Genomic DNA, 21,039 nt, shown 5'->3' on the forward strand with positions numbered 1-21,039 from the left:
AGAAATTGAATCTTTTGAAACGTCTAAACCAACAAATTTTGTGAAATCCTTCATAATAGCGGCTCCTTTCGAATTGTAGCTCTGCATTTGGTTTTAAGTGGAATCCACTACTCATTCTAACCAAAAGCAACCTACGTTAGGCGAATGAGGGCCGCCTCGTTCATTATGACTAACGGGCAGAATAACGCAATGGGACCGCAGTCGAAATAAAGGACAGAATTGCTCGATTAACGCCACCCATGGCCATCATGCGGGAGACCTTGCATTGCGTCATCTGGCCCGGTTATTGTCCGAGTCAGCCGGCGTTTCCGATTTTGTCGCGCGGTTCGCCGGAGATTAATTCGTCGTACTGGCATGTGATCGCGCCCAGGCTAGCAGCCTCATAACGATCACGATCCTTGAGGATACGCTGTCCGCGAACCTGCTTCGGCTTGAAGACGGGAACGAGCTATTGATTACCTAATATCGGAGCCAGCCATTATCCGGAAAATGCCTTTGAGCTCTATAAGAGAGCGGATGAACGCATGTTTCGGATGAAGAAAGATGCTATGCCGAATACGCAAAAAAGAAGTCGACCATCTCGTGGTCGGCCTCTAATTATTCTATTGCGCGGTCAGGATTTGTGGACCTTCAGCCGTGATGGCGATCGTATGCTCGTATTGGGCGGCGAGCTTGCGGTCCAGCGTCCGCGCGGTCCAGCCATCCGGATCGATTGTCATGTAGTAGGTGCCTTCGGTGATCATGGGCTCGATCGTGAACACCATACCTTCCTTGATGCGGAGGCCTTTGCCGGGCTTGCCGACATGCATATAAGTCGGCTCCTCGTGCAGGTCCCGGCCGATGCCATGGGCGAGAAGGTCGCGCACGACGCCGAAGCCGTGCGATTCCGCATGCTGCTGAATCGCGTTCGTCACGTCGCCGAGCCGATTGCCGGGCTGCGCCTGCGCGATGCCGAGGTCAAGGCATTCCTTAGTGACGCGCATCAGCTTCTCGGCCGTCGGCGAGATCTTCCCGACCGCATAGCTCCAGGCCGAATCGCCGAGCCAGCCGTCGAGCTCCGCGACCGTGTCGATCGTCACGATATCGCCTTCCTCAAGTGGCTTATCGCTAGGAAAGCCATGCGCGATCACGTCGTTGACGGAGGCACAGGTCGCATATTGATAGCCCTTGTAGCCCTTCTCGTATGGCTTGGCGCCATGCTTCAAAATAATGTCCTCGAATATGCGCTCAATCTCGTTCGTCGTGATGCCCGGTTTGATGAGCGGGGCGATTGTACGATGGCATTCGGCCACCACTTGGCATGCCTTGCGGATGGCCTCGATTTCATGCTTGCTTTTTAAGATGACCATGTTCGTATCAGGACTCCTTCGTAATAGCTTGCATAGCGAGTTGAGCGATTCGATCGACGTCCAGGTCGGAATTGCCCGCATAATAGTGCAGCCCGTAGCAGCCGACCAACACGGCAAGCATATGGTCGACGCTGTCGTCTTCGCGCTGGGCGATCGATTGGAGCGGAACGTACAGCCGTTCCATGAATCGTCTCTTGGTGGGGTGCCGATCCTTCTCAGGCAAGCCTGCATAATGTTCCGCCGCCATTTTGTAGACGAGATATGCGCGGGCGTCCGACTGCCACAGCCGGAGCAGCGCTTTGCAATACGGCAACAGCTGCCTGTCATCCGGGCTGCCGCCGCAGATGTTTGCCCATTCTGCCAGGGCCTGCTCGCATCGATCGAAGCCGCTGCCCAGCACATCTTCTATTAATAAATGCCGGTTGGGGTAATAATGGTATACCGTGCCGTAACCGAGCTCGGCCTCGCGGGCGACGTCGCGAATATCAAAGCTGCCGCCCGTGCGGAAGTAGGCGCGCGCGGCGGCGTCCAGGATCTGTTCTCTGCGCTGCATGCGGATGAGCTCATTTTGTTCTTTGGTACGGGGGCACATAGGCGCATGAACCTCCTTGTATAGACCTGCAAATTTGTCGATGTAAATATAGTAACGCATGGGGCGGGAATATGCAAATTATCTGTTGGCGAAAGAAAATAAAGTTATTTAGTGAACTGAACAAAGCCAGACCTCCAGGCAGGTAGTTTCGGAGGCGGCGGTTTTCTGGGAGTGGCGATCCGTGGTGATCTAGAATCACCGCGGGTTATGTTTTATCACAAGAAAAAGGAGATACGTGGTAAAGCGGAGGAAGTGAGGGACGGTGAACGATAGTTAAGGAGCTTACCTCGCGGTAGCTCCTCTTTTTGTTCATTAAAGTAACGGGCAGAATAACGGAGTAAACGGGGATTTGTTAATATCAAAGAAGAATTAACTGTTATATGTCGAATGTATTCTATAATGAAGGATAATCTGCTTATGTCTGGGAGGTTTGAAATGAAGGTCAAACGAATCGTCGCCAATATAAATACGAAGGATATCACGGCAGCTAAATGCTTCTATCAGGATGTGCTCGGCCTTGATCTAATGATGGATCATAGTTGGATTAGAACTTATGGTTTAAACGAGGAGATGAGCATTCAAATTAGTTTCGCCTCACAGGGTGGCTCAGAAACGCCTACGCCTGATCTATCGATTGAAGTAGATGATGTCGATGCTACATTAGAAGGCATGAAGAGAGCTGGATTTCCGATAGAGTATGGGCCTGTTGATGAGCTTGGGGCGTTCGACGATTCTATGTCCGCGACCCGTTTGGTAACCTTATCAACATTCTTGCTCATGAACATTGATACACTAACGGACAATCGTAAAGGGACGCTGGTTTGTTCAACTAACGGACACGATAGCTTAAGACAGAACGAAACGAGGCTGCCGGCACAAACGGCAGCCTCCATTACGTTAATAGGTAAGTTCGTTAAGATTTCTTTATGGTGTAAAATCCAAATTGTTCGATTTCATCAAGAGCCTTACGTCCAAAAGACTCTATTAGCTCATCGGCTCGGATTTTGCTTCCCCCTAGTGTTAGTCCGTCCCAGCGTACAATTCTACCGTCCTTAACCAAAAAATAATCATTCATATTATAACCTCCCAAATTAAAATTTTGGAAATCTCTGTGCGCTAGCATACGCAGTATATTATTCTGCCTATCCGTATTTTAGCATACACTCCAAGGGAATCATAAAGAACCTTCACGGGTCGAGTAACTCTTTTATAAAATCAAGATCTAAACACAGGCCATATTATAATCTCTAGTTATTATCAAGGAATCCTTCGATTCAAGTCCTTTTTTCGCTTCATAGTACGTCTAGCGAAGCTCGCTAGTTTTTCAGGATCATCTTCACCATCTGCAATGGCACGCAGCATATCACGAGAAGAAACGCCCATAATATCTGACACAACAGAGCCGAGCTTAATATTAGCTCCTTCTAGCACTTTTTGAATTCGATTGTGTTGTCTGGCTCTTTCTTCAATGATACTGCGACGGTACCGAACAAGTTCTCGAAGCTCCCGTTGATTTCGATCTGGAATGAAACTTGCTTTGAGGAGTCCAGGACGAAGAAGCTTGGCAATCCATTCCGAATCATTGACATCTGTTTTGCGTCCAGGCAGTGCTTTCATGTGCTGAGCATTCACAACTAAAAATTCAATTCCTTCAGCTTCAAGTAAAATGACAATAGGTTTCCCAAATACCCCTGTGCTTTCCATAGCAACGTGAGTACATTCATGTTGTTTAATCCAATCAATTAGTTGTAATAGAAACACAGTTTTCGTTGAACCTCAGCTGTAAGTCAAAACTTTGTTCTTCAAAATGGGAATACATCGCAGGTATCTGTATGGGTAACGGACAGCAGCAGGAATCTTGCAGCCAGATCTTCCATCCATGTGTCGGGCGGTTCCTTTACAGCCCAGCTTCCTGCCCAAAGTGTTACAACTTTTGTAGGTGATGTGGATCAAACGGCACCGACGACGCAAGTGATTTCCGTCCCGGCACAACCCAATAATAATGGCTGGTACAAATCCGATGTGACGGTAACCTTTAGTGCTTACGATAATTTATCTGGAGTTGCCGGAACGGAATATCGGATCAATGACGGTACGTGGACAGCATATAGTGGACCTTTTACGATCACAGCAGAAGGGAAAAACCTTTTAGAATTCCGTTCAACTGATAACGCTGGCAATGTGGAACAGGTAAAGTCAATAACTATTAATATTGATAAAACATCACCGGTAATTAGCATCGTTCTCGATAAAACGACACTTGGTGCACCAAACCATAAGCTTGTTACCGTAAATGCTGCGGTTGATGCGAATGACAGTATTTCCGGAATTGCATCAGTCGTTTTAACTTCAATAACCAGCAATGAACCGGATAATGGACTAGGTGACGGAAATCAACTCAATGATATCCAGATCATTAATGATACCACCTTTAACCTTCGGGCAGAACGATCCGGTTCCGGTACTGGCCGCATCTATAGCATAACTTATACGGCTACGGACAGAGCTGGAAATCAAACGAATGCCACAGCTACAGTCTCAGTTCCGCATGATGCTTCAAGTAAATAAGAAAATATTTGGGAGAATTCATCTTGCCGGCACATTCGATGTGCCGTTTTTTTTTGCCTTAAATATAAACCACTTCAAAACTTAATTTGTAAATCGATTATTATTTTCATATAAAACCGCAAAGTCGTCTTATTTTTGCACAAGATCGAGTCACATTTGAAAACGTATTCTTGATAAGCTTTACCTATTAAGTCTTAGGAGGATAAACAGATGCTTAAGGTGGCAATTATCGGCTCTGGGGCAATATCGACCTCTCATATTGAAGCCTATTTACAATTTCCCGAGCGCTGTACGATTGTGGCGATCTGTGATATTTATGAGGACAAAGCACAGGCTCGCATTGATCAGTATCATTTGAATGCAAAGGCTGTCAAGGACTATAAAGAGCTGCTTGGTCAAGATATTGATCTCGTTTCGATTTGCACGCCTCCTTATACGCATGCTTCTTTAGCTGTGGAATTTCTTGAGGCTAACACTCATGTCATGGTTGAAAAACCGATGGCTTCGTCGCTGGAGGAATGCGACATGATGAACGAAGCTGCTCAGCGAACCGGCAAAATTCTTTCCGTCGTTGCGCAAAATCGATTCAAAACTCCGATGATGAAAATGAAGTCTGTTCTCGAGAGCGGGCTGATGGGGAATATTGTTCATGTGCAGGTCGATTCTTTCTGGTGGCGTGGACATTCCTATTACGATTTATGGTGGCGCGGGACGTGGGAGAAAGAGGGCGGTGGCCCAACGCTAAATCATGCGGTGCATCATATTGATGCTTTGCTCTGGATGATGGGCGAACCCACGGAAGTGCAAGCCTTTATGAGTAATGTTTCGCATCATAATGCCGAGGTTGAAGATCTTTCGATCGGTATGCTGCGCTATGCCGATGGTTCACTTGGACAATTGACGAGTTCGGTTGTTCATCATGGAGAGGAGCAGCAGCTTATTTTCCAAGGAGCTAAGGCGCGTGTCTCTACACCTTGGAAGGTGAAAGCATCCACCTCTATGGCGAATGGATTTCCTGAACCGAATGTTGAACTAGAGGCGCAGCTTCAAGCTTATTATGATGCCTTGCCGGAAGTCATGTACGAAGGTCACGCTGGGCAAATCGATAATGTTCTTACAGCGATCGAAACGGGCGCTGCCGTGCTTATTGACGGAATTAGCGGACGCCGAACGTTGGAATTGATAACCGGTATTTATAAATCAGCTAGTACGGGAGAACTCGTGAATTTTCCAATAGGTCCTGCGGATGCTTTCTATACTAGAAGCGGTGTTCAAGCCCATGCCACCCATTTTTATGAGAAAAATAAATCTATTGAAAATTTCGCAGCCACCCCTATTTCCACAGGGAGCCATTATAAATGACAAAGGAGATTCAACTTATATGCAAAAAAGTGATGGTATGAACTACGCACCGATCGGTACCTTTAACTCGGTATGCGAACCGGGACAATTTATTTTCGCAGCAGCAGCTTTGGATCATGGACATATTTATGGCATGTGTAACGGACTTCGCGAAGCGGGGGGCGAGCTCAAATGGGTCTATGATCCAGATCCGGTCAAAGTGGATAAGTTTGTAGGCACGTACCCAAATGTTCGAGTGGCCAGCTCGCTGCAAGAAATTCTCGACGATGCTGAGGTGAAGTTGGTCGCGTCGGCGGCTATTCCTTCGGATCGCGGTCCTCTCGGACTCAAGGTGATGTCGAGCGGCAAAGATTATTTCACGGATAAAGCGCCATTCACAACGCTGGAGCAGCTCGAAGAAGCACGTGCCAAAGTGAAAGAGACAGGTCAGAAATATTCCGTATATTACAGCGAACGCTTGCATGTAGAAAGCTCCATCTATGCTGGACAGCTCATTGAGCAAGGAGCAATCGGACGCGTGGTGCAGGTCATTGGACTGGGGCCGCACCGGATTAGTCTGTCAAGCAGACCGGATTGGTTTTTCGAGAAAGAGAAATTCGGTGGTATTTTGTGTGATATCGGAAGCCATCAGATCGAGCAATTTCTACATTTCACTGGGGCGAAAGATGCGAAGGTTGTTCACAGCAAAGTAGCCAACTATAACTTCCCGCAACATCCCAACTTTGAAGATTTCGGCGATGCCACTCTGATTGGCGATAATGGGGCAACGGGCTATTTTCGCGTGGATTGGTTAACACCGGATGGTTTAAGTACTTGGGGAGATGGACGGATGACGATCCTCGGTACAGAAGGGTATATAGAGCTGCGTAAATACGTGGATATCGCCAGGGATAAGACGAGTGACCATGTGTATTTGGTTAACAAAGACGGTGAGCAGCATTTTGCGGTGAATGGTCAAGTTGGCTTCCCATACTTCGGCCAATTGATCCTCGATTGTTTGAACCGAACAGAGAACGCGATGACACAGGAGCGTGCGTTCAAAGCCGCTGAATTATGTTTAATCGCTCAACGTGACGCGATTCGAATTGAAAACACGTAGTAATCAGGGGCAAGTGGCGATTAATCATCATCAGGTTCTCTCTGCAAGGATAATTAACGTTTCTTCTGCCATTGTTTGCGGTATTGATGAGGAGTTATGCCCATTTGTTTTTTAAACATTTTACAAAAGTACGAGCAGTTGGTTATGCCGATGTTTTCACCGATCTGTGCAGTTGACTGGTCGGTTGAAGACAGCAGCATGACCGCTTGCTGCATTCTGCGAGCAGTCACATAGTCGGAAATACTGCTGCCTGTGCACTCTTTAAACAGATGAGACAAGTGATAAGGAGATAGGTGGAGTTCGCTCCCCATATGCTCCAAACGCAAAGGTTCGGTATAATGCTCCTCCAGCCATCCAAGAATCCGCTCCGCTTGATGCGGCTTCCGTGTGGTTCCGGTGCTTAATTGGACTTCATTGCGTTCCCATAACGGCTTGAAAGCGCGGAAAAAGGCGATGAGGAACAAAGAAAATTCTTCGAAGTAGTCATTTTTCGACAGCGATGGCAGCCGCTCCTCCAAGCTTTGAAACAGAGAAAGCAGCTGTTGTGATTCGCCCAAGTCATAGATGCAGGGAGAAGGCAGCTTGCTTGTATGAATATGCTTAAAGAAGGCCAACAGGCTTGGCCATTTCTCGAAATAAGTTTCGTATAAGGAAGGCTCGAAATGAACGATGGAACGAACGAAGGGCGTGCTTGGATTCATTTCGACCTGAATATGATGAAGTAGAAACGGCTGGAACACACAGATCATACCTGCTCGCAGTTCATAGCTCTTTTGCCCAATGATAAGAGTCCCTTTGCCTTCATGAACGAACAGGATCTCGATACCTTGATGGGCATGAAACGTTCCTTGGTATTGTTCGTTGCCTTCACTTTTTCGTCGATATGTAAAGTAGAGTGGAATCTCATTTAGGCCGATATTTTGGATGTAGGTCATGAGAAAGCACATCCCTCTATAGAATTAGAAGCAGACTAGGCGGGTTGAAATCGATTCTAGTTGCGCCTGGATACCGCCAAAGTATACAGGAGCGAAGATGATGTCTGCAAGGGTTTATCCCAAAGTTGATGGCAGCGCTGGAGCCGCACATAGAGGGTTGCAAGAAATGAAACGTCTGAAAAGGATTCTTTACTGAATTCTGATGATCAGGCGTTTTATTTGTGTTTGAGTAAAAAAGCCTGAAATCTAGTGGGATTTCAGGCTTTAGAACGTGTTTGCTGCTGTATCTACACACCCGAATACGCCATAAATCCACCATCCACCGGAATGGTCGCTCCGGTCACGAAGCCCGACATGTCAGCGTCCGCTAGCCATAACAATGTACCGAGCAGATCCTCGGGCTTACCGAAGCGGCGCATCGGCGTGTGGGTAATAATCTTATGGGAACGCTCAGTCAGCGAACCATCTTCCTTAACGAGCAGCTTTTCATTTTGTTTGGTCAAAAAGAAGCCGGGGGCAATCGCATTCACACGGATACCGCTTTCTGCCAAATGAACGGCTAACCACTGCGTGAAGTTATCGATAGCTGCTTTCGCTGCACTGTATGCAGGGACCTTGGTCATAGGCGAAGGTGCGCTCATCGAGGAAATGTTAATGACCGTTGCGCCTTCTTTGCCCATCATTTGCTTGGTGAATATCTGGGTTGGAATGAGAGTGCCAACGAAGTTCAGATCAAGCACGTTGCGGAAGCCTGTTACGCTCAGATCGTAGAAGGTCTGGATATCAGGATTTTGTAAATCTGCTAGTTTAAACGTTTCATTTGTTGTGTTCGCGCTGGCATGATTGCCGCCGGCTCCGTTAATTAGAATATCGCACGTACCTAGCTGTGCAGTCACGCTCTCGCAAGCCAGCACTACGCTATCTGCATCTGTCACGTCACAGGATACGGCAATCGCTTCTCCGCCAGCAGCTCGAATTTCCGCTGCGACCTCCAAGCCTTTATCTAATGTCCGATTCAGAATCGCTATGCGCGCGCCTTGCCTCGCCAGTTCAACGGCCATAACTCGACATAGAACGCCCGCCCCGCCTGTAATAACAACGACTTTCCCATGTAACGATGGAAATTTAGCTAATTCACTCATGGTTATCCAACCGTCCTTTCTATGGCTATCCCTCTACGATTCGCGTCCCAAAGTCCCCATAAATACATGATGCCTAGAGCCCGATCATACAAGCCATATCCGGGTCTGCATTGTTCATCCCAAATGTGTCTGCCGTGATCCGGTCTGCAAAATCCATCATAATTGTTCTCGTGCAGCGCTTTTACAATTCCTGCGATATCAACAGTCCCATCCGTTGTTCGGTGAGAGGTCTCGACAAAGTCACCATTCTCATAAACGCGCACATTGCGGATATGGGCAAAAGGTGTTCGGTCAGCGAATTCATGAACCATCGCAACGATATCATTGCTTGGATTAGCGCCAAGTGAACCGCTGCATAGCGTTAGCCCATTGTAAGGACTATCATTCAGCGCTAGGAAGCGGCGAATATTCGCTTGTCCGGTCATAATCCGAGGCAGTCCAAAGATGGGCCAAGGTGGATCATCCGGATGAATCGCCATTCGAATGTCGTGCTCAGCAGCAACAGGAATAATTTCATCCAAGAAATATTTCACGTTTGCCCAAAGATGTTCTTCTGTCACTTCTTTATAGGCGTCGAATAGTTCTGTCAGATGAGCCAATCTTTCCGGTTCCCAGCCTGGCATGCTGAATTTGGGATTCGCATTAATTAGCTCGACCTGCTCGAATAGATCAAGGTCGGCCACTTTACTTTTCTCATAAAAGAGAGCCGTCGAGCCGTCGCTTAATGGTTTATGTAGATCCGTACGCACCCAATCAAACACCGGCATAAAGTTGTAGCAAATCACTTTCACACCAACTTGGGCAAGCTTCACGATTGTTTTCTTATAGTTGGCCAAATAGGTGTCACGGCTTGGAAGTCCAAGCTTAATATCCTCATGAATGTTGACGCTTTCGACAACTTGCATATGAAGGCCGGCGCGATCGGCTTGCGCTTTCACCTGCTGAATCTTGTCCATCGGCCATTCTTCACCCGCAGGAACATCATGAAGGGACCAAACAATGCCCTCGACACCTGGAATTTGTCTAATCTGGTCAAGTGTAACCGTATCGTTGCCTTCTCCAAACCAGCGAAATACCATTTTCATCGGAATTCGATTGCCTCCTGATTCGTAACGTTATTTGAAATAAGTAGGGAATTTCTCTTTTAAGTGAGCTTGATCAGCAATGCCCATATGAAGATGATCATGCATCAATTGCTCAGCTTTTTTAGTGTCATGCTGTTCAATCGCATGAACCATATGCTGATGCTGGCTGAACAGTTCATCCCACTGGTGGTCGGTTGCAAGCCGCAGCATGCGAGTACGGTTCAAATGGACGTTGATTTGTTGAATAACCGCCCAGGTATTCAGCTTCTTGCAGCCTTCGAAAATGCTGTGATGAAAGGCTTCATCAAGCTCGAACATCTTTTTGTAGTCCTGTTCTTCCATACACATTTTTTGCAGTGCTAGATTCGTACGAAGTGTTTTGAACGAGTCAGCAGGGAAATTCTCGCATGCTAAGCCGATTACGGCGCGTTCTAACTGCTCTCGGATAAATCGCGCTTCATCTACGCGTTCCAAGTCGATGAGCGACACAACGGTGCCACGCTGCGGATAAATGTCCAGCAGACCTTCTTGAGATAGTTGCACGAAACTTTCTCTGACAGGAGTCCGACTCACATGAAATTGAAGTGATATTTCTTTCTCAGATATCACGCTGCCAGGCAGCAATTCGAGCAGAAGAATTTGCTCCTTCAACGTATGATAAACGGCATCACGGGTGGAACTAATGATCGGCTTTTTAAAAAAGTCCATGCTTCACTTCCTTCAAATAATGATTAATTACCATACTACCATACAAGTATGGTGACATGGAAGCAGATGTAAAAAAAGTTTTACAAAGGTGAAGCAGTTATTTGATTCCGAGTATCGATAAAATTTAATTTCAACCATCACCAATTGAGGCGAATAGGGTGTAAAAAGATAAAAAGCTTCCTACCTGGTTGGATTTCAACCTAGGTGGGAAGCTTAATGATCTCTTTACTTGCCGCCGGGAATAAATTGCTTAACCCAGCCCCCAAAGCTTTGGGGATTCCTGCTTTGAATGAGGATGACGCCTTCGCCGCGGAATCGGCAAACAACGCCTTCTCCACTCGTTATACTGGACAGCCAGCCTTTGGCTGCTTTTTCAATCGTATATTGTGTATAGTCGGGCCAAGCGACAAGATGTCCATTATCGACGATAACCTCTTCCCCGTGCGCAAGATTAATCGCATGAATAGCGCCGTAAGAGGAGAGGAAGACAGTGCCTTTGCCGCTGATTTCGACAATAAAAAAGCCTTCGCCTGACATGAAGCCACGCATCAGGTTTTGCATTTTCGTATTTACTTGAATACCTGAGGTTCCCGCGAGAAAACCATCTTTCTGAACATAAAGCTTGTACGATCCATCGAGCTCTACAGCTTCAATATCGCCGATGACTGCAGGCGCGAGTAAAACCTCGCCGGGTCCTCTAGTAGGTGTTAATTCTTGAAAAAAGAATTTCTCGCCGCTAAGCATTCTGCCTAATCCGCGAACAAGACCGCCATCGACAGTTCCTTTCAGCTCAATATTGGGTGACATGGAAACCATGGCTCCTGCCTCAGCCTTAATGTTTTCGCCAGCTTCAAGCTTTACTTTAAGCAAAGGAAATGCGCCTTGATAAAGAATTTCGTGTTTCATGAACTTCCTCCATATCTTTCCGTTATTGAAAAACTATGTCCATTATAATATAGATTCAAGTTTCATGCTTGTTCCAAGCACAAAGAGCTACCCTCAAGCGGCTAGGCCTCTTGGGGATAGCTCTTATGTGGAAAAATTTATCTGGTGCTGTTAAACATTGCTGCGAAGGCGCCGAAGAAGAGAACAACAATAATAAGGTAAATGACGATCCCGATAGCCGCCCAAATTAAACTGGCTTTCGCATAATTGGCTTTAGAAGGATTGGTTTCTCCACCAAATGCCCAAACGAACAGCATGATGATGTTGACGATTGGAATAGCGAGCAGAAGAATAGTTATCATCCAATCTTTTACGCTAACTACGCGGGTGTTGTTGCCTACCTGAAAGGGAAGGCCTTGTGGTTGTTGTTGCACGAACGGTTGTGTTTCCATGCAGAGTGACAGCTCCTTTTATATATATATATATGAATCAATGGTTTATTCGACATGAATCAACAAATTCCTTTTATTTCCTTTTAATTTCCTGGATACGGGAAACAAACCAGTTGAATACTCAAATGGTTTGTTTATTCTTTGTAAGATCGTTTGACTCTAGGTATATATATGATCAGATTAAGTAGTCTTAACATCCGGTTGATGCTCCAAACTACGATTGGCATAAACGAAGCCAGCACTGAGCAGCAGAATGCCCATGGTCACATAGAAGACGGAAGAGAAACCGTAAGCTGCCGCGAGATGGCTGCCGACCAGAGGTCCAATCAGATTGCCAAGGAACAGCGAAGAGGTATTGAACCCATAAGCGGTTCCCTGGATCTGGACAGGGGCCAGTTTCAGGACCAACACGTTTAATGAAGGAATCATACCGCCTATGAACAGACCAAGCAGGAACCTTCCGATGAGCAGCATAGAAATGTTAAGGGCAAAGGCTTGGGGGATGAAGGCGAGCGCTGCCATCGTTAAGGCAATGATAAGCGTCTTTCGTTGACCAATCCGGTCGCCGACTCTTCCAAGTGTAGGAGCTCCGAATAGGTTCGCTATCCCTGTAATGGCCACGACAAGCCCTGCAAGCAGTTCTAAGTGATTGCCGTTATATAAGGTTTTCGCGTATACAGTAACAATCGGCTCAATGCTCATCATGCCAATCTGTGTAATGAGAGAAGCAGCGAATACAGGGAGAAGCGGACGAAATAGTCGCCATTGCGTACGCTGCCGCTTTTTAGTCGTAGAAGGTGGCTTGCGCTCTTCCCGAATGAAGAGCATGACGACAATACTTGCGCACAGCATGAGAGCTCCGGTGAAAAAGAATACTTTGCTGTAGCCAATGAAGCTCGCAAGCAAGCCTCCAATTAAAGGGCCAATTAGCGATCCGGCAATGGCTCCTGTTTGCAGTGTGCCGAGCGCTTTACCCGAGTGTTCGGGAGGTGTTACAGAAGCCTGAAGCGATACGGCCATGGAGATAAACCCCGAGAACACACCATTCAAAAGGCGCAGCGACAACAATTGCCAAGGCGATGTGACGATACCCATGAGCGCAGTGACGATGGCCATGCCGAACCCGGCGCGAAGCAGCATGATTTTGCGGCCTCGCCGATCGGCAATAGCTCCCCAAAGCGGTTGTGTAAGAAAAGATGTAATGAATTGTGCAGCTACGATCCAGCCTGTCCAACGTACGACATCGCCAAGATCATGAACCCCAAGCTGTCCAATATAAAGGGGCAGGAAGGGAAGAACGAGATTCATGCCGCAAGTAATGGAGAAGTTGGCCACCCATAATATCCACAGTGACTTTTTCCAAGGTAAGGGTGCAGGCATAGAAAGACTCCTTATTTTTTTTCATTCCAGTATAGCATACAAAGAGAGCTATTCTTAAGCGAGGCTATCTTTCGCTCAGGGGATAGCTCTTTTCATTCGGATCTAATCTGTAAGTTAAGTGTGACTGGAAACCATGGCACCGAGAAAAATGACAAAGAAGAGAACGTAACAAACAAGAACAATTCCGATCCAGATTAAACTGGCTTTCGCATAGTTGGCTTTAGAGGGGTTCGTGTCATTGCCGAAAGCCCAAATGAACAACAGAATGATGTTCACAAGAGGTATGGCGAGAAGCAAGATAGTGATCAGCCAATCTTGTAAGCTGACGACAGGTGAGGATGGTGCCGGTTGAAAGCCATAAGGTTGTTGCTGCGGTTGATCATTGATTGGATCTGTTCCCATGTTCAATATCAGCCTCCTTAAGGAGTATTTGTTAGGTAACTTTATTCAGATTTTGTTCAATTATGCTATAAATGTGTCGTGATTTTGGCTCATCGTCAGAATCAGTGCTCCATGTAATTAAAAAAATTCGCTCACGTCACATTAATCTGATATCCTTATTATGGAATTAATGCGACTTTTGTCCTTAACATCTTTCATAAAGGAGCGAAACTATGAAAAACTGGTTTATCTTTTTATCATGTGCCATCCTTGTTTTCGCTGGAACAACGGCAGTGGCATCCGATTCCTTGCAAGCCTTGCTTTTTCCGGTAAACATACAGCTAAATGGCGAAGCCAAACAACCGGATGATAGCCATCCTGTCGTAAACATTAATGGTGAAACCTACGTGCCGCTGCGTTATTTGTCAGAACAAATGGGAGCAACTGTAGGATGGAAGGAAGATACCAAAACGATTAGCATCGATTATGTAACAGACGAAGGATTACCGCTAACGAATACCTGGAATCATAGTATTCGCGCAGGTAATTTAAAAGCAGTCCCGAATGAAGATAAAACCAAGACGCGTGTTACGGGACAATTTCAGAATATGAGCAGTGAGTTAGGTATAGGATTGATTTTAAACTTCTACAGCAACAAAGGGGAAAAGATGGGAACGGCTAGTTACAACGCGACGATGAAATCAGGAGAAATCAACACGGTTCAAATGGAAGGAGAAGGCGATCTTTCTAATTATGCTGTCGTGACAATGGACGTTTGGTATAAACACGCCCCTTCTTATGCAATCCCTCCCGGCGAGTTGAATGTGAAAGATGAGCACATGCCTGATATTGCATTAGGGGATATTGGCGCTTTCCGATATAGCGGCAGAGATGGCGTATACACGCAGGTCCTGGGACATTTGTCCAATCAGCTGCCGAGGCCGGGCAACTATAAGTTGACTCTCCAATTTATGGATGGGAACGGTGTCTTGTTAGGAACGACTACTTTACCGCAGAGGCATTGGTCGAACGCGCCGGGCGGGATCGGCGGATTTGAAGCCGTAGGGCCAGGGGATTTTAGCAAGTATGCTTCGGTAAAATTGCAAGTAACTCCTCTCCCAGATACGGATTTACCGATAGGCATGAAGGAGTTGAATGAGCAAATAACTGTGACCAAAGAGACTTCCTTTTATGCAAAGCCCGATGATGGCTTACCGGTCTTGGGTAAAATATCCCCGCAATCGATTCACATTTTCGGCAAGTGGAACGATTGGTACTATTTCGAAAGCTGGGCAGGGTCCAGTTGGATGAAGCTGCAGTAGTAGTGAATGCGAACAACCCAAACAACCAACTCTCCATGATCGGAGGGTTGGTTGTTTGGGTTAGCCGCGAGAGAAGCGTTGGCGATATTTGCGCGGAGAAATGCCTTCTACCTTCGTGAAGCAAGTAGCAAAATAGGCCGGTTGTTCGAATCCCACCTCTTCCGCGATGTGAGCGATGGGGAGGTCGGTTTGCAGCAGCAGCAGCTTGGCCTGTTGAATGCGCAATTTTACCATGTACTCCGTGGGGGAACACCCGTATTCCCGTTGCATACATCGTGCAATATACACGGGATGGAAGTTGACGTTGTCGCCAAGCTCTTTGGCGGATATAGGTTCACGATAATGCTGCCGTAAATAAGAGGCAGCTTTCTCGGCGCAGGCTGTGGATGGAGACGCGGTATCTTTGTCTATGGAGGCGGAAAGCTGTCGCAGAATTTCCTGAAAAAGCTGCTGTTGTGTCCAGCGAATGCCATTGACGTGAGCTTTCGGATGGAGCTGGCTGAGCTGCTCGAACAAGTCATACGTTTTATCGGGCTGCAGAAGCGTTGTGAACTGTGGAATGCGAATCGTGAAAGGTTCCACGGCAAACGGCTCGACGAGTATCGGACTAGGGTCTTCGAGAGGTAATGGAGGAATTGGATGGTCAACGACAGACCACGGGCCTCCTATGTGAAAATGCAGCCAGTAGGTCCCTGTTTCCTCGAAGCACGCTTGTGTTCCATAATGATAGCTGTCTGGCCGTAAAATAACAGCTTGCCCAGCAGCCACTTCAAACTGTTTGTCTTCTTCTCCGATATAGAAACATCCGTAAGTAGTAAGCAGCAAATCGAAAACTTGAATATGACTTCGGGTCACATGCTTGTTTCCCTTGCCGATGGTACTAAAACCGCTTGTTATATAGTGAGGCAGCGGCGGAACGGTGATTTCAATAAATGCCATTGCGGTCACCTTTTCTTTCCGGAAAATAGAAGTTGGAATTTTGAAAGTTTGAGTTGCAATCATTATACATGAATCCAAGTATAGCATCTATAATTTGAGCAGACTACTAAGTTTATTTTGCACAAAAATAGAGAACATAATTGGATGGTGGAAGCCCCATGAAGACAGAGAAAAATAAATTTTCGCTATGGCTTTTGGCTTGGCCGATTTTTGTCGAATTGCTGCTTCAGCTCCTGCTTGGCGTTGTGGATACGCTGATGGTGAGCCGGGTGTCGGATGATGCTGTGGCTGTGGTTGGTTTAGCTAATCAGCTATTTCAAGCCATGATGATTTTATTCGTCACAGTAGCCAGCGGCGCAGGTATCCTCATTGCGCAGAAAATAGGCGCCAAGCAGAATGAAACAGCTCGCACGGTGGCGATTATGGCTGTTACCGTCAGCGCAGCGATAGGCTTGGTGCTCAGCTTTATTTTATTCACAGAAGCAAGGCCTTTAGCCAGGCTGTTCCACTTGGAGGAGCGGCTTCTTCCTTTGGCGCAAAGCTATATCTCCATCGTTGGGAGCGGGATGGTTTTGACGGCAGTCATGGCTGCCCTTAGTACGGTCATTCGGAATACAGGCAACACTAAGGGGCCGATGATTACCGCGATTGGCATGAATATCATTCATATTGTGTTTAATTACGGGTTTATTTACGGTGCTTTTGGCTTCCCTCAGCTGGGTTTAACAGGAGTTGCGATCTCGACGCTTGTGAGCCGTTTGTTGGCGACGTGTTTATTGATATTTATGTTTCTATCAGCGTTCGATCGGAGGATGGAGTGGCGAGACCTGTTTACATTTAACCGTAAATTGTTTGGCGACATTTTGAAAATTGGCTGGCCACTTGGCGTAAATATGTCATCTTGGGTGTTGTCGCAGCTGACGATTTATACATTTTTGGCGATTATGGGAGCCAAGGAATTAGCGGCACGCACTTATATGAATACATTGGAGTCGATTTGTTTTATGTTAGGCTATTCGATTGCTCTGGCCGTACAAATTCAAATCGCGCATCTTTATGGTGCCGGAAATATTAAAGAAGCTTATAAAAGCGGGTATCGTGGAACATGGATTGGGCTCGCACTGGTCGCATTCAATGGCGCAATTCTGTTTTTTATCGGCAAAAGCTTCCTCGGTTTCTTTACCTCGGATGCAGCAATTATTAAGCTTGGGCTTTCGTGTTTGGTACTAACGGTTATTTTGCAGCCTGGCAGAATGCTTAATATGGGGTTTGGGAACGCGCTTAGTGCAGTAGGCGATACGCGTTACAACATGGTGGTCTCGTTATTCTCGATGTGGGGCGTAGCTGCAGGACTCTCTTATGTGCTAGGTATCCATATGGGCTGGGGGCTCGCGGGCATCTACGTTGCTATGATTTGTGACGAGTACTTGCGAGGCATCTTGGTGTTCATCCGTTGGCGGCAAAAGAAGTACTTGCGCCAAGCCGAGCGGCATAAGCAAAGCACCGCAGCATCGGCTAGCGGAGTGACTGCTGCGCAGACTTAAGACTGATCAAGAAAAAGCTGTAACGATGAAAAACTCGTTACAGCTTTTTCTTGTTTACTTGTCTCAAACGATCTGTTGGCAGCTCTGCAACAAAGTCAGGCCTTCCGGCCCCCCGCCCTTAGCGTCGATACACGCGAAACACGATATCGCGGTTATAGTTGCCGAATCCCTCGCCATACAAGGTTAAGCCCCCCACATGGGCCGCATGCTCAGGTACTTCGAGACGCAAAGTCCATTCATTGCGGGACATGCGGATATCTTGGATCGTGACATCCGATAGCTGCTGTCCGTCTAGGAAAGTGCCCATTTCTGTAATTCGGAGCACCTTTAACCAACCGTACTGATTGATAACATCCGGCCACCAGGCAGGAGTGAACTGCCCGCGGCCCTGCCCCGAATCTCCCGGACTTGTCCAATAGCCAAGCAAGGTATCATTCACATAGAAATGAATGTCAGATGGCCAGTTTTCCGCCACATTCGGAGCTTCGGAACCAATTTCCAGAGAGATTTCGATCTCATCTACCTTTGACTGGGCATCACATAATTCGGGATGCGATATTCGACGAAGCCGCGACCAAACCAAAGAATGCTGGCATGCATCCGTTCAGGCTCGAGAAAATAGCGAGGATCATCGTATTGCCCAATCAAATGTCGGGTAGTTGCCAAGCCGCAGGTCGGATGCACGTCGAAGCGGGTGTAATGTCCCACAGGCACAACAACCTCGTCGAAAGCTCGTCTTAGCTCGTTTGTTTTTGGAAGGACCATATCAATGCGCGAAATCGCGAGTTTGCATATTTTGTGCGTGCCGCCTTGTTTGCGAACCAGCTCGGTTTTGATAAGTCCGCCTGTCTCCAGCTTTTTGACATGCATGGTTACGATGGCACTGCTTAAGCCAAGCATTTGAGCAATATCTTTCACATTCATTTCTGCTTCTGAAAGCAGTTCCAGTATATGAAGACGCACCTCGCTGGCTAATGCTTCATACAGCGGCAGCCATTTGCGATCGGTTGTCGTTTGGATCATGTTGTAAAAACTCCTCATGATTAAAGATTTAACTGATTAATAAATATACTAATTCATTAAAATACAAATGAAAAGCTTGAAATTTTTAAGGTAATATTGTTTAATGGGCTTATTAGGATAATATTTTTATTAATCGATTTATAATTTTATTAATTAAGGAGTGAAAGTGATGTCTATGAAAGCCAGCATGATTGTCGACAAGGATTTTAAGGTCGGAGAAGTAGATGCACGAATATATGGTTCTTTTATTGAACATCTGGGTCGGGCTGTTTATGGCGGGATCTATGAACCCGGGCACCCTACTGCGGATGAACAAGGTTTTCGCACCGATGTATTGGAGCTAGTGAAAGGGTTAGATGTGCCGATCGTGCGTTACCCTGGGGGTAATTTCGTATCGGGCTATCATTGGGAGGATGGCATAGGACCTCTTGCCGAGCGCAAGAGACGGCTGGATCTGGCATGGCGTACGATTGAACCTAATTTGATTGGACTCAACGAATTCATGGATTGGTGCCGCAAGGCGAACACAGATGCGATGATGGCTGTTAACCTGGGGACTCGTGGACCGGATGAGGCCAGAGATATCATCGAATATTCGAATATTAAGGGAGGCACCTATTGGAGCGATTTGCGGATTGCACATGGATATCAAGCCCCTCATAACATCAAAACCTGGTGTCTCGGCAATGAGATGGACGGACCTTGGCAAATCGGCGGTAAAACAGCAGTGGAATATGGCCGCGTTGCTTGTGAAAGCGCAAAAGTAATGAAATGGGTTGATCCTACGATTGAGTTAGTCGCTTGCGGAAGTTCAGCTTTGACGATGCCAACCTTTCCGGATTGGGAAGCTACGGTTCTTGATCATACCTATGATCACATTGACTACATGTCACTTCATCAATATTATGGCAACCGCGATCAGGATTCCGCTAACTTCCTGGCCCAATCTCTGGGAATGGACCAATTCATCCATACGGTCATTTCGACATGCGATTATGTGCAAGCCAAGAAACGCGGTAAGAAGAAGATTAACTTGTCCTTTGACGAATGGAACGTATGGTACCATTCTAACGACTCTGACCGCCGAATCGAGCCTTGGTCCATAGCGCCGCCGCAGCTGGAAGACATTTATAATCACGAAGATGCTTTGCTTGTCGGTTGTATGCTAATTTCTATGCTGAAACGTGCCGATCGTGTGAAAATGGCCTGCATGGCACAGCTAGTCAACGTTATTGCGCCGATTATGACGGCGAACGGCGGTGCTGCGTGGAAACAAACGATTTACTATCCTTATATGCATACGAGTGAGTTTGGCCGAGGAACAGTGCTTGTGCCTTTAATCAAATCACCGAAATATGATGCTAAGGACTACACGGATGTACCTTATTTGGAAGCTGTTGCTGTTCATCAGGAAGAGAAAGCGGAAGTAACTATTTTTGCAGTCAATCGTCATTTGCAGGAACAGCTCCCGCTTGAACTGGATCTTCGCAGCTTTGGCAATAGTCGAATCATTGAGCATATCGTGCTGGAGAACGATGACCTTAAAGCAGCGAATACCATGGATGCACAGGATCGAGTGAAGCCTCATACAGGTGGTAATGCGGTAGTGACTGGCAATGGTCAGATACAAGCGACACTTGGCAAGGCATCTTGGAACGTTATTCGTTTAAAGCTTCAATAGAGGCTGAGACTCTCATTCATAGGACATGGCAGGGAGAAAGTAAACAACTCCTGCTATGTCTTATTTTGTTCATATCTCACTTCGGATAATCGTATATCGCTTTATTTTTGAATCTAGGCTCTGTTATGATGAAAGGAAACAGGTGAAGGGAGCTCCGGCTCATGCAAGTTAAGTTTCTGGTTCTACTTTTTCTGGTTCTCGGCTTGACAGCTTGCGGAAGCAAACAAAATGAAGATCAGCCCGCTGCGGTGAAAGCAGATGCTCCTACGATTTATAAAAATTTTTGCATCTCTTGTCATGGAAATCAATTACAAGGCGGACAAGGTCCTAATATCCAAAAAGTGGGTGAACGCTTGGATGAAGATCAACTCATTAAGCGCATTCAAAAGGGTGGTGGCGGGATGCCGCCGTTCCAAGTCGCTTTGAAGGAGGAAGAATTGAAGGCGTTGGCCGTATGGCTTGAGGGTATGAAATAAAGGGAATAGGTGGAGGACTAAGCTTATTTTAAGGTTGCCTACATAATTTCTTCACAATTGGACTTTATAATGGGAAGCTAGAGGAGAGTGATGTAAGATGCACTTGAATTTGAAGC

General features: G+C 46.6%; 22 protein-coding genes and 2 pseudogenes. 9 read left to right on the forward strand and 15 right to left on the reverse strand.

Features of this window, described 5'->3' with window-relative positions; all coding sequences use genetic code 11:
* The first annotated feature begins 226 nt into the window (after positions 1-226).
* Positions 227-340: a diguanylate cyclase domain-containing protein gene (locus FU659_RS39070; protein ID WP_397356846.1), complete on the forward strand. Its 114-nt coding sequence runs from the start codon at positions 227-229 to the stop codon at positions 338-340.
* Between the two features lie 262 nt (positions 341-602).
* On the opposite strand, the gene map is transcribed toward FU659_RS39070, so the two are convergent.
* Together map and FU659_RS29580 are read right to left on the reverse strand one after the other, a co-directional pair.
* Complete coding sequence (map, locus tag FU659_RS29575; RefSeq protein ID WP_147950860.1) at positions 603-1,349, reverse strand: type I methionyl aminopeptidase; 747 nt, start codon at positions 1,347-1,349, stop codon at positions 603-605.
* A gap of 7 nt (positions 1,350-1,356) precedes the next feature.
* Positions 1,357-1,941, reverse strand: coding sequence for a TetR/AcrR family transcriptional regulator (locus FU659_RS29580; protein ID WP_147950861.1), 585 nt, complete (start codon positions 1,939-1,941; stop codon positions 1,357-1,359).
* Between the two features lie 435 nt (positions 1,942-2,376).
* Between FU659_RS29580 and FU659_RS29585 the strand changes: the two are divergent.
* Positions 2,377-2,729: pseudogene (locus tag FU659_RS29585) on the forward strand (VOC family protein).
* A gap of 125 nt (positions 2,730-2,854) precedes the next feature.
* On the opposite strand, the gene FU659_RS35955 reads toward FU659_RS29585, so the two are convergent.
* A complete protein-coding gene (locus FU659_RS35955; protein WP_187274486.1) occupies positions 2,855-3,016 on the reverse strand; it encodes a hypothetical protein in 162 nt (53 codons plus the stop codon).
* Positions 3,017-3,219: 203 nt separating this feature from the next.
* A pseudogene (locus tag FU659_RS29590) lies at positions 3,220-3,714 on the reverse strand (IS110 family transposase); the annotation flags it as partial.
* A 108-nt stretch (positions 3,715-3,822) separates the two neighbouring features.
* Between FU659_RS29590 and FU659_RS38465 the strand changes: the two are divergent.
* The 3 genes from FU659_RS38465 to FU659_RS29605 all read left to right on the forward strand — a co-directional run bounded on the left by FU659_RS38465 (position 3,823) and on the right by FU659_RS29605 (position 6,970).
* The gene (locus FU659_RS38465) at positions 3,823-4,509 is read left to right on the forward strand and encodes an OmpL47-type beta-barrel domain-containing protein (RefSeq protein ID WP_187274487.1); all 687 of its coding nucleotides are present in this window, start codon (positions 3,823-3,825) and stop codon (positions 4,507-4,509) included.
* A 210-nt stretch (positions 4,510-4,719) separates the two neighbouring features.
* Positions 4,720-5,871 (forward strand): Gfo/Idh/MocA family protein, encoded by a 1,152-nt coding sequence (locus tag FU659_RS29600; protein ID WP_147950863.1) that lies wholly within the window; start codon positions 4,720-4,722, stop codon positions 5,869-5,871.
* A gap of 19 nt (positions 5,872-5,890) precedes the next feature.
* On the forward strand, positions 5,891-6,970 hold the full coding sequence (locus FU659_RS29605; RefSeq protein ID WP_147950864.1) for a Gfo/Idh/MocA family protein: 1,080 nt from the start codon (positions 5,891-5,893) through the stop codon (positions 6,968-6,970).
* A gap of 53 nt (positions 6,971-7,023) precedes the next feature.
* Here FU659_RS29605 and FU659_RS29610 read toward each other — a convergent pair whose 3' ends face one another.
* The 8 genes from FU659_RS29610 to FU659_RS29645 form a co-directional block, all read right to left on the reverse strand.
* Positions 7,024-7,905, reverse strand: a complete 882-nt coding sequence (locus tag FU659_RS29610) for an AraC family transcriptional regulator (protein ID WP_147950865.1) — start codon at positions 7,903-7,905, stop codon at positions 7,024-7,026.
* A gap of 287 nt (positions 7,906-8,192) precedes the next feature.
* Complete coding sequence (locus FU659_RS29615) at positions 8,193-9,047, reverse strand: SDR family oxidoreductase (RefSeq protein WP_147950866.1); 855 nt, start codon at positions 9,045-9,047, stop codon at positions 8,193-8,195.
* A gap of 2 nt (positions 9,048-9,049) precedes the next feature.
* Positions 9,050-10,132 (reverse strand): mannonate dehydratase, encoded by a 1,083-nt coding sequence (uxuA, locus tag FU659_RS29620; RefSeq protein WP_147950867.1) that lies wholly within the window; start codon positions 10,130-10,132, stop codon positions 9,050-9,052.
* Between the two features lie 30 nt (positions 10,133-10,162).
* Complete coding sequence (locus FU659_RS29625; protein WP_147950868.1) at positions 10,163-10,840, reverse strand: GntR family transcriptional regulator; 678 nt, start codon at positions 10,838-10,840, stop codon at positions 10,163-10,165.
* 225 nt (positions 10,841-11,065) lie between these two features.
* Positions 11,066-11,746: a TIGR00266 family protein gene (locus tag FU659_RS29630; RefSeq protein ID WP_147950869.1), complete on the reverse strand. Its 681-nt coding sequence runs from the start codon at positions 11,744-11,746 to the stop codon at positions 11,066-11,068.
* Positions 11,747-11,883: 137 nt separating this feature from the next.
* The gene (locus FU659_RS29635) at positions 11,884-12,177 is read right to left on the reverse strand and encodes a hypothetical protein (protein ID WP_261808136.1); all 294 of its coding nucleotides are present in this window, start codon (positions 12,175-12,177) and stop codon (positions 11,884-11,886) included.
* A gap of 180 nt (positions 12,178-12,357) precedes the next feature.
* Complete coding sequence (locus FU659_RS29640) at positions 12,358-13,557, reverse strand: MFS transporter (RefSeq protein ID WP_147950870.1); 1,200 nt, start codon at positions 13,555-13,557, stop codon at positions 12,358-12,360.
* 114 nt (positions 13,558-13,671) lie between these two features.
* Positions 13,672-13,959, reverse strand: a complete 288-nt coding sequence (locus FU659_RS29645; protein WP_315971382.1) for a hypothetical protein — start codon at positions 13,957-13,959, stop codon at positions 13,672-13,674.
* A gap of 212 nt (positions 13,960-14,171) precedes the next feature.
* Between FU659_RS29645 and FU659_RS29650 the strand changes: the two genes are divergently transcribed.
* The gene (locus tag FU659_RS29650) at positions 14,172-15,260 is read left to right on the forward strand and encodes a stalk domain-containing protein (protein ID WP_147950872.1); all 1,089 of its coding nucleotides are present in this window, start codon (positions 14,172-14,174) and stop codon (positions 15,258-15,260) included.
* Between the two features lie 60 nt (positions 15,261-15,320).
* Here the strand turns inward: FU659_RS29650 and FU659_RS29655 are convergent, their stop codons facing one another.
* A complete protein-coding gene (locus tag FU659_RS29655; RefSeq protein WP_315971383.1) occupies positions 15,321-16,262 on the reverse strand; it encodes a helix-turn-helix domain-containing protein in 942 nt (313 codons plus the stop codon).
* Between the two features lie 95 nt (positions 16,263-16,357).
* On the opposite strand from FU659_RS29655, the gene FU659_RS29660 reads away from it, so the two are divergent.
* A complete protein-coding gene (locus tag FU659_RS29660; protein WP_147950874.1) occupies positions 16,358-17,743 on the forward strand; it encodes an MATE family efflux transporter in 1,386 nt (461 codons plus the stop codon).
* A 118-nt stretch (positions 17,744-17,861) separates the two neighbouring features.
* Here FU659_RS29660 and FU659_RS39075 read toward each other — a convergent pair whose 3' ends face one another.
* Positions 17,862-18,326: a hypothetical protein gene (locus FU659_RS39075; protein WP_397356848.1), complete on the reverse strand. Its 465-nt coding sequence runs from the start codon at positions 18,324-18,326 to the stop codon at positions 17,862-17,864.
* Positions 18,263-18,766, reverse strand: coding sequence for an ArsR/SmtB family transcription factor (locus FU659_RS39080; RefSeq protein ID WP_397356842.1), 504 nt, complete (start codon positions 18,764-18,766; stop codon positions 18,263-18,265). The genes FU659_RS39075 and FU659_RS39080 overlap by 64 nt, the downstream gene beginning before the upstream one ends.
* A 169-nt stretch (positions 18,767-18,935) precedes the next feature.
* On the opposite strand from FU659_RS39080, the gene arfA reads away from it, so the two are divergent.
* Both arfA and FU659_RS29675 read left to right on the forward strand, forming a co-directional pair.
* Positions 18,936-20,447: an arabinosylfuranosidase ArfA gene (gene arfA / locus FU659_RS29670; RefSeq protein WP_147950875.1), complete on the forward strand. Its 1,512-nt coding sequence runs from the start codon at positions 18,936-18,938 to the stop codon at positions 20,445-20,447.
* Between the two features lie 161 nt (positions 20,448-20,608).
* Positions 20,609-20,923 (forward strand): c-type cytochrome, encoded by a 315-nt coding sequence (locus FU659_RS29675; protein ID WP_147950876.1) that lies wholly within the window; start codon positions 20,609-20,611, stop codon positions 20,921-20,923.
* Positions 20,924-21,039: the final 116 nt, after the last annotated feature.

The organism is Paenibacillus sp. N3.4 (assembly GCF_008017805.1).
Classification (GTDB): domain Bacteria; phylum Bacillota; class Bacilli; order Paenibacillales; family NBRC-103111; genus Paenibacillus_E.

Coding starts and splice junctions, on each gene's coding strand:
- map (WP_147950860.1), bottom strand. CDS start 1,349: ATGGTCATCTTAAAAAGCAAGCATGAAATCGAGGCCATCCGCAAGGCA.
- FU659_RS29580 (WP_147950861.1), bottom strand. CDS start 1,941: ATGTGCCCCCGTACCAAAGAACAAAATGAGCTCATCCGCATGCAGCGC.
- FU659_RS35955 (WP_187274486.1), bottom strand. CDS start 3,016: ATGAATGATTATTTTTTGGTTAAGGACGGTAGAATTGTACGCTGGGAC.
- FU659_RS29600 (WP_147950863.1), top strand. CDS start 4,720: ATGCTTAAGGTGGCAATTATCGGCTCTGGGGCAATATCGACCTCTCAT.
- FU659_RS29605 (WP_147950864.1), top strand. CDS start 5,891: ATGCAAAAAAGTGATGGTATGAACTACGCACCGATCGGTACCTTTAAC.
- FU659_RS29610 (WP_147950865.1), bottom strand. CDS start 7,905: ATGACCTACATCCAAAATATCGGCCTAAATGAGATTCCACTCTACTTT.
- FU659_RS29615 (WP_147950866.1), bottom strand. CDS start 9,047: ATGAGTGAATTAGCTAAATTTCCATCGTTACATGGGAAAGTCGTTGTT.
- uxuA (WP_147950867.1), bottom strand. CDS start 10,132: ATGAAAATGGTATTTCGCTGGTTTGGAGAAGGCAACGATACGGTTACA.
- FU659_RS29625 (WP_147950868.1), bottom strand. CDS start 10,840: ATGGACTTTTTTAAAAAGCCGATCATTAGTTCCACCCGTGATGCCGTT.
- FU659_RS29630 (WP_147950869.1), bottom strand. CDS start 11,746: ATGAAACACGAAATTCTTTATCAAGGCGCATTTCCTTTGCTTAAAGTA.
- FU659_RS29635 (WP_261808136.1), bottom strand. CDS start 12,177: ATGGAAACACAACCGTTCGTGCAACAACAACCACAAGGCCTTCCCTTT.
- FU659_RS29640 (WP_147950870.1), bottom strand. CDS start 13,557: ATGCCTGCACCCTTACCTTGGAAAAAGTCACTGTGGATATTATGGGTG.
- FU659_RS29645 (WP_315971382.1), bottom strand. CDS start 13,959: ATGGGAACAGATCCAATCAATGATCAACCGCAGCAACAACCTTATGGC.
- FU659_RS29650 (WP_147950872.1), top strand. CDS start 14,172: ATGAAAAACTGGTTTATCTTTTTATCATGTGCCATCCTTGTTTTCGCT.
- FU659_RS29655 (WP_315971383.1), bottom strand. CDS start 16,262: ATGATTGCAACTCAAACTTTCAAAATTCCAACTTCTATTTTCCGGAAA.
- FU659_RS29660 (WP_147950874.1), top strand. CDS start 16,358: ATGAAGACAGAGAAAAATAAATTTTCGCTATGGCTTTTGGCTTGGCCG.
- FU659_RS39080 (WP_397356842.1), bottom strand. CDS start 18,766: ATGATCCAAACGACAACCGATCGCAAATGGCTGCCGCTGTATGAAGCA.
- arfA (WP_147950875.1), top strand. CDS start 18,936: ATGTCTATGAAAGCCAGCATGATTGTCGACAAGGATTTTAAGGTCGGA.
- FU659_RS29675 (WP_147950876.1), top strand. CDS start 20,609: ATGCAAGTTAAGTTTCTGGTTCTACTTTTTCTGGTTCTCGGCTTGACA.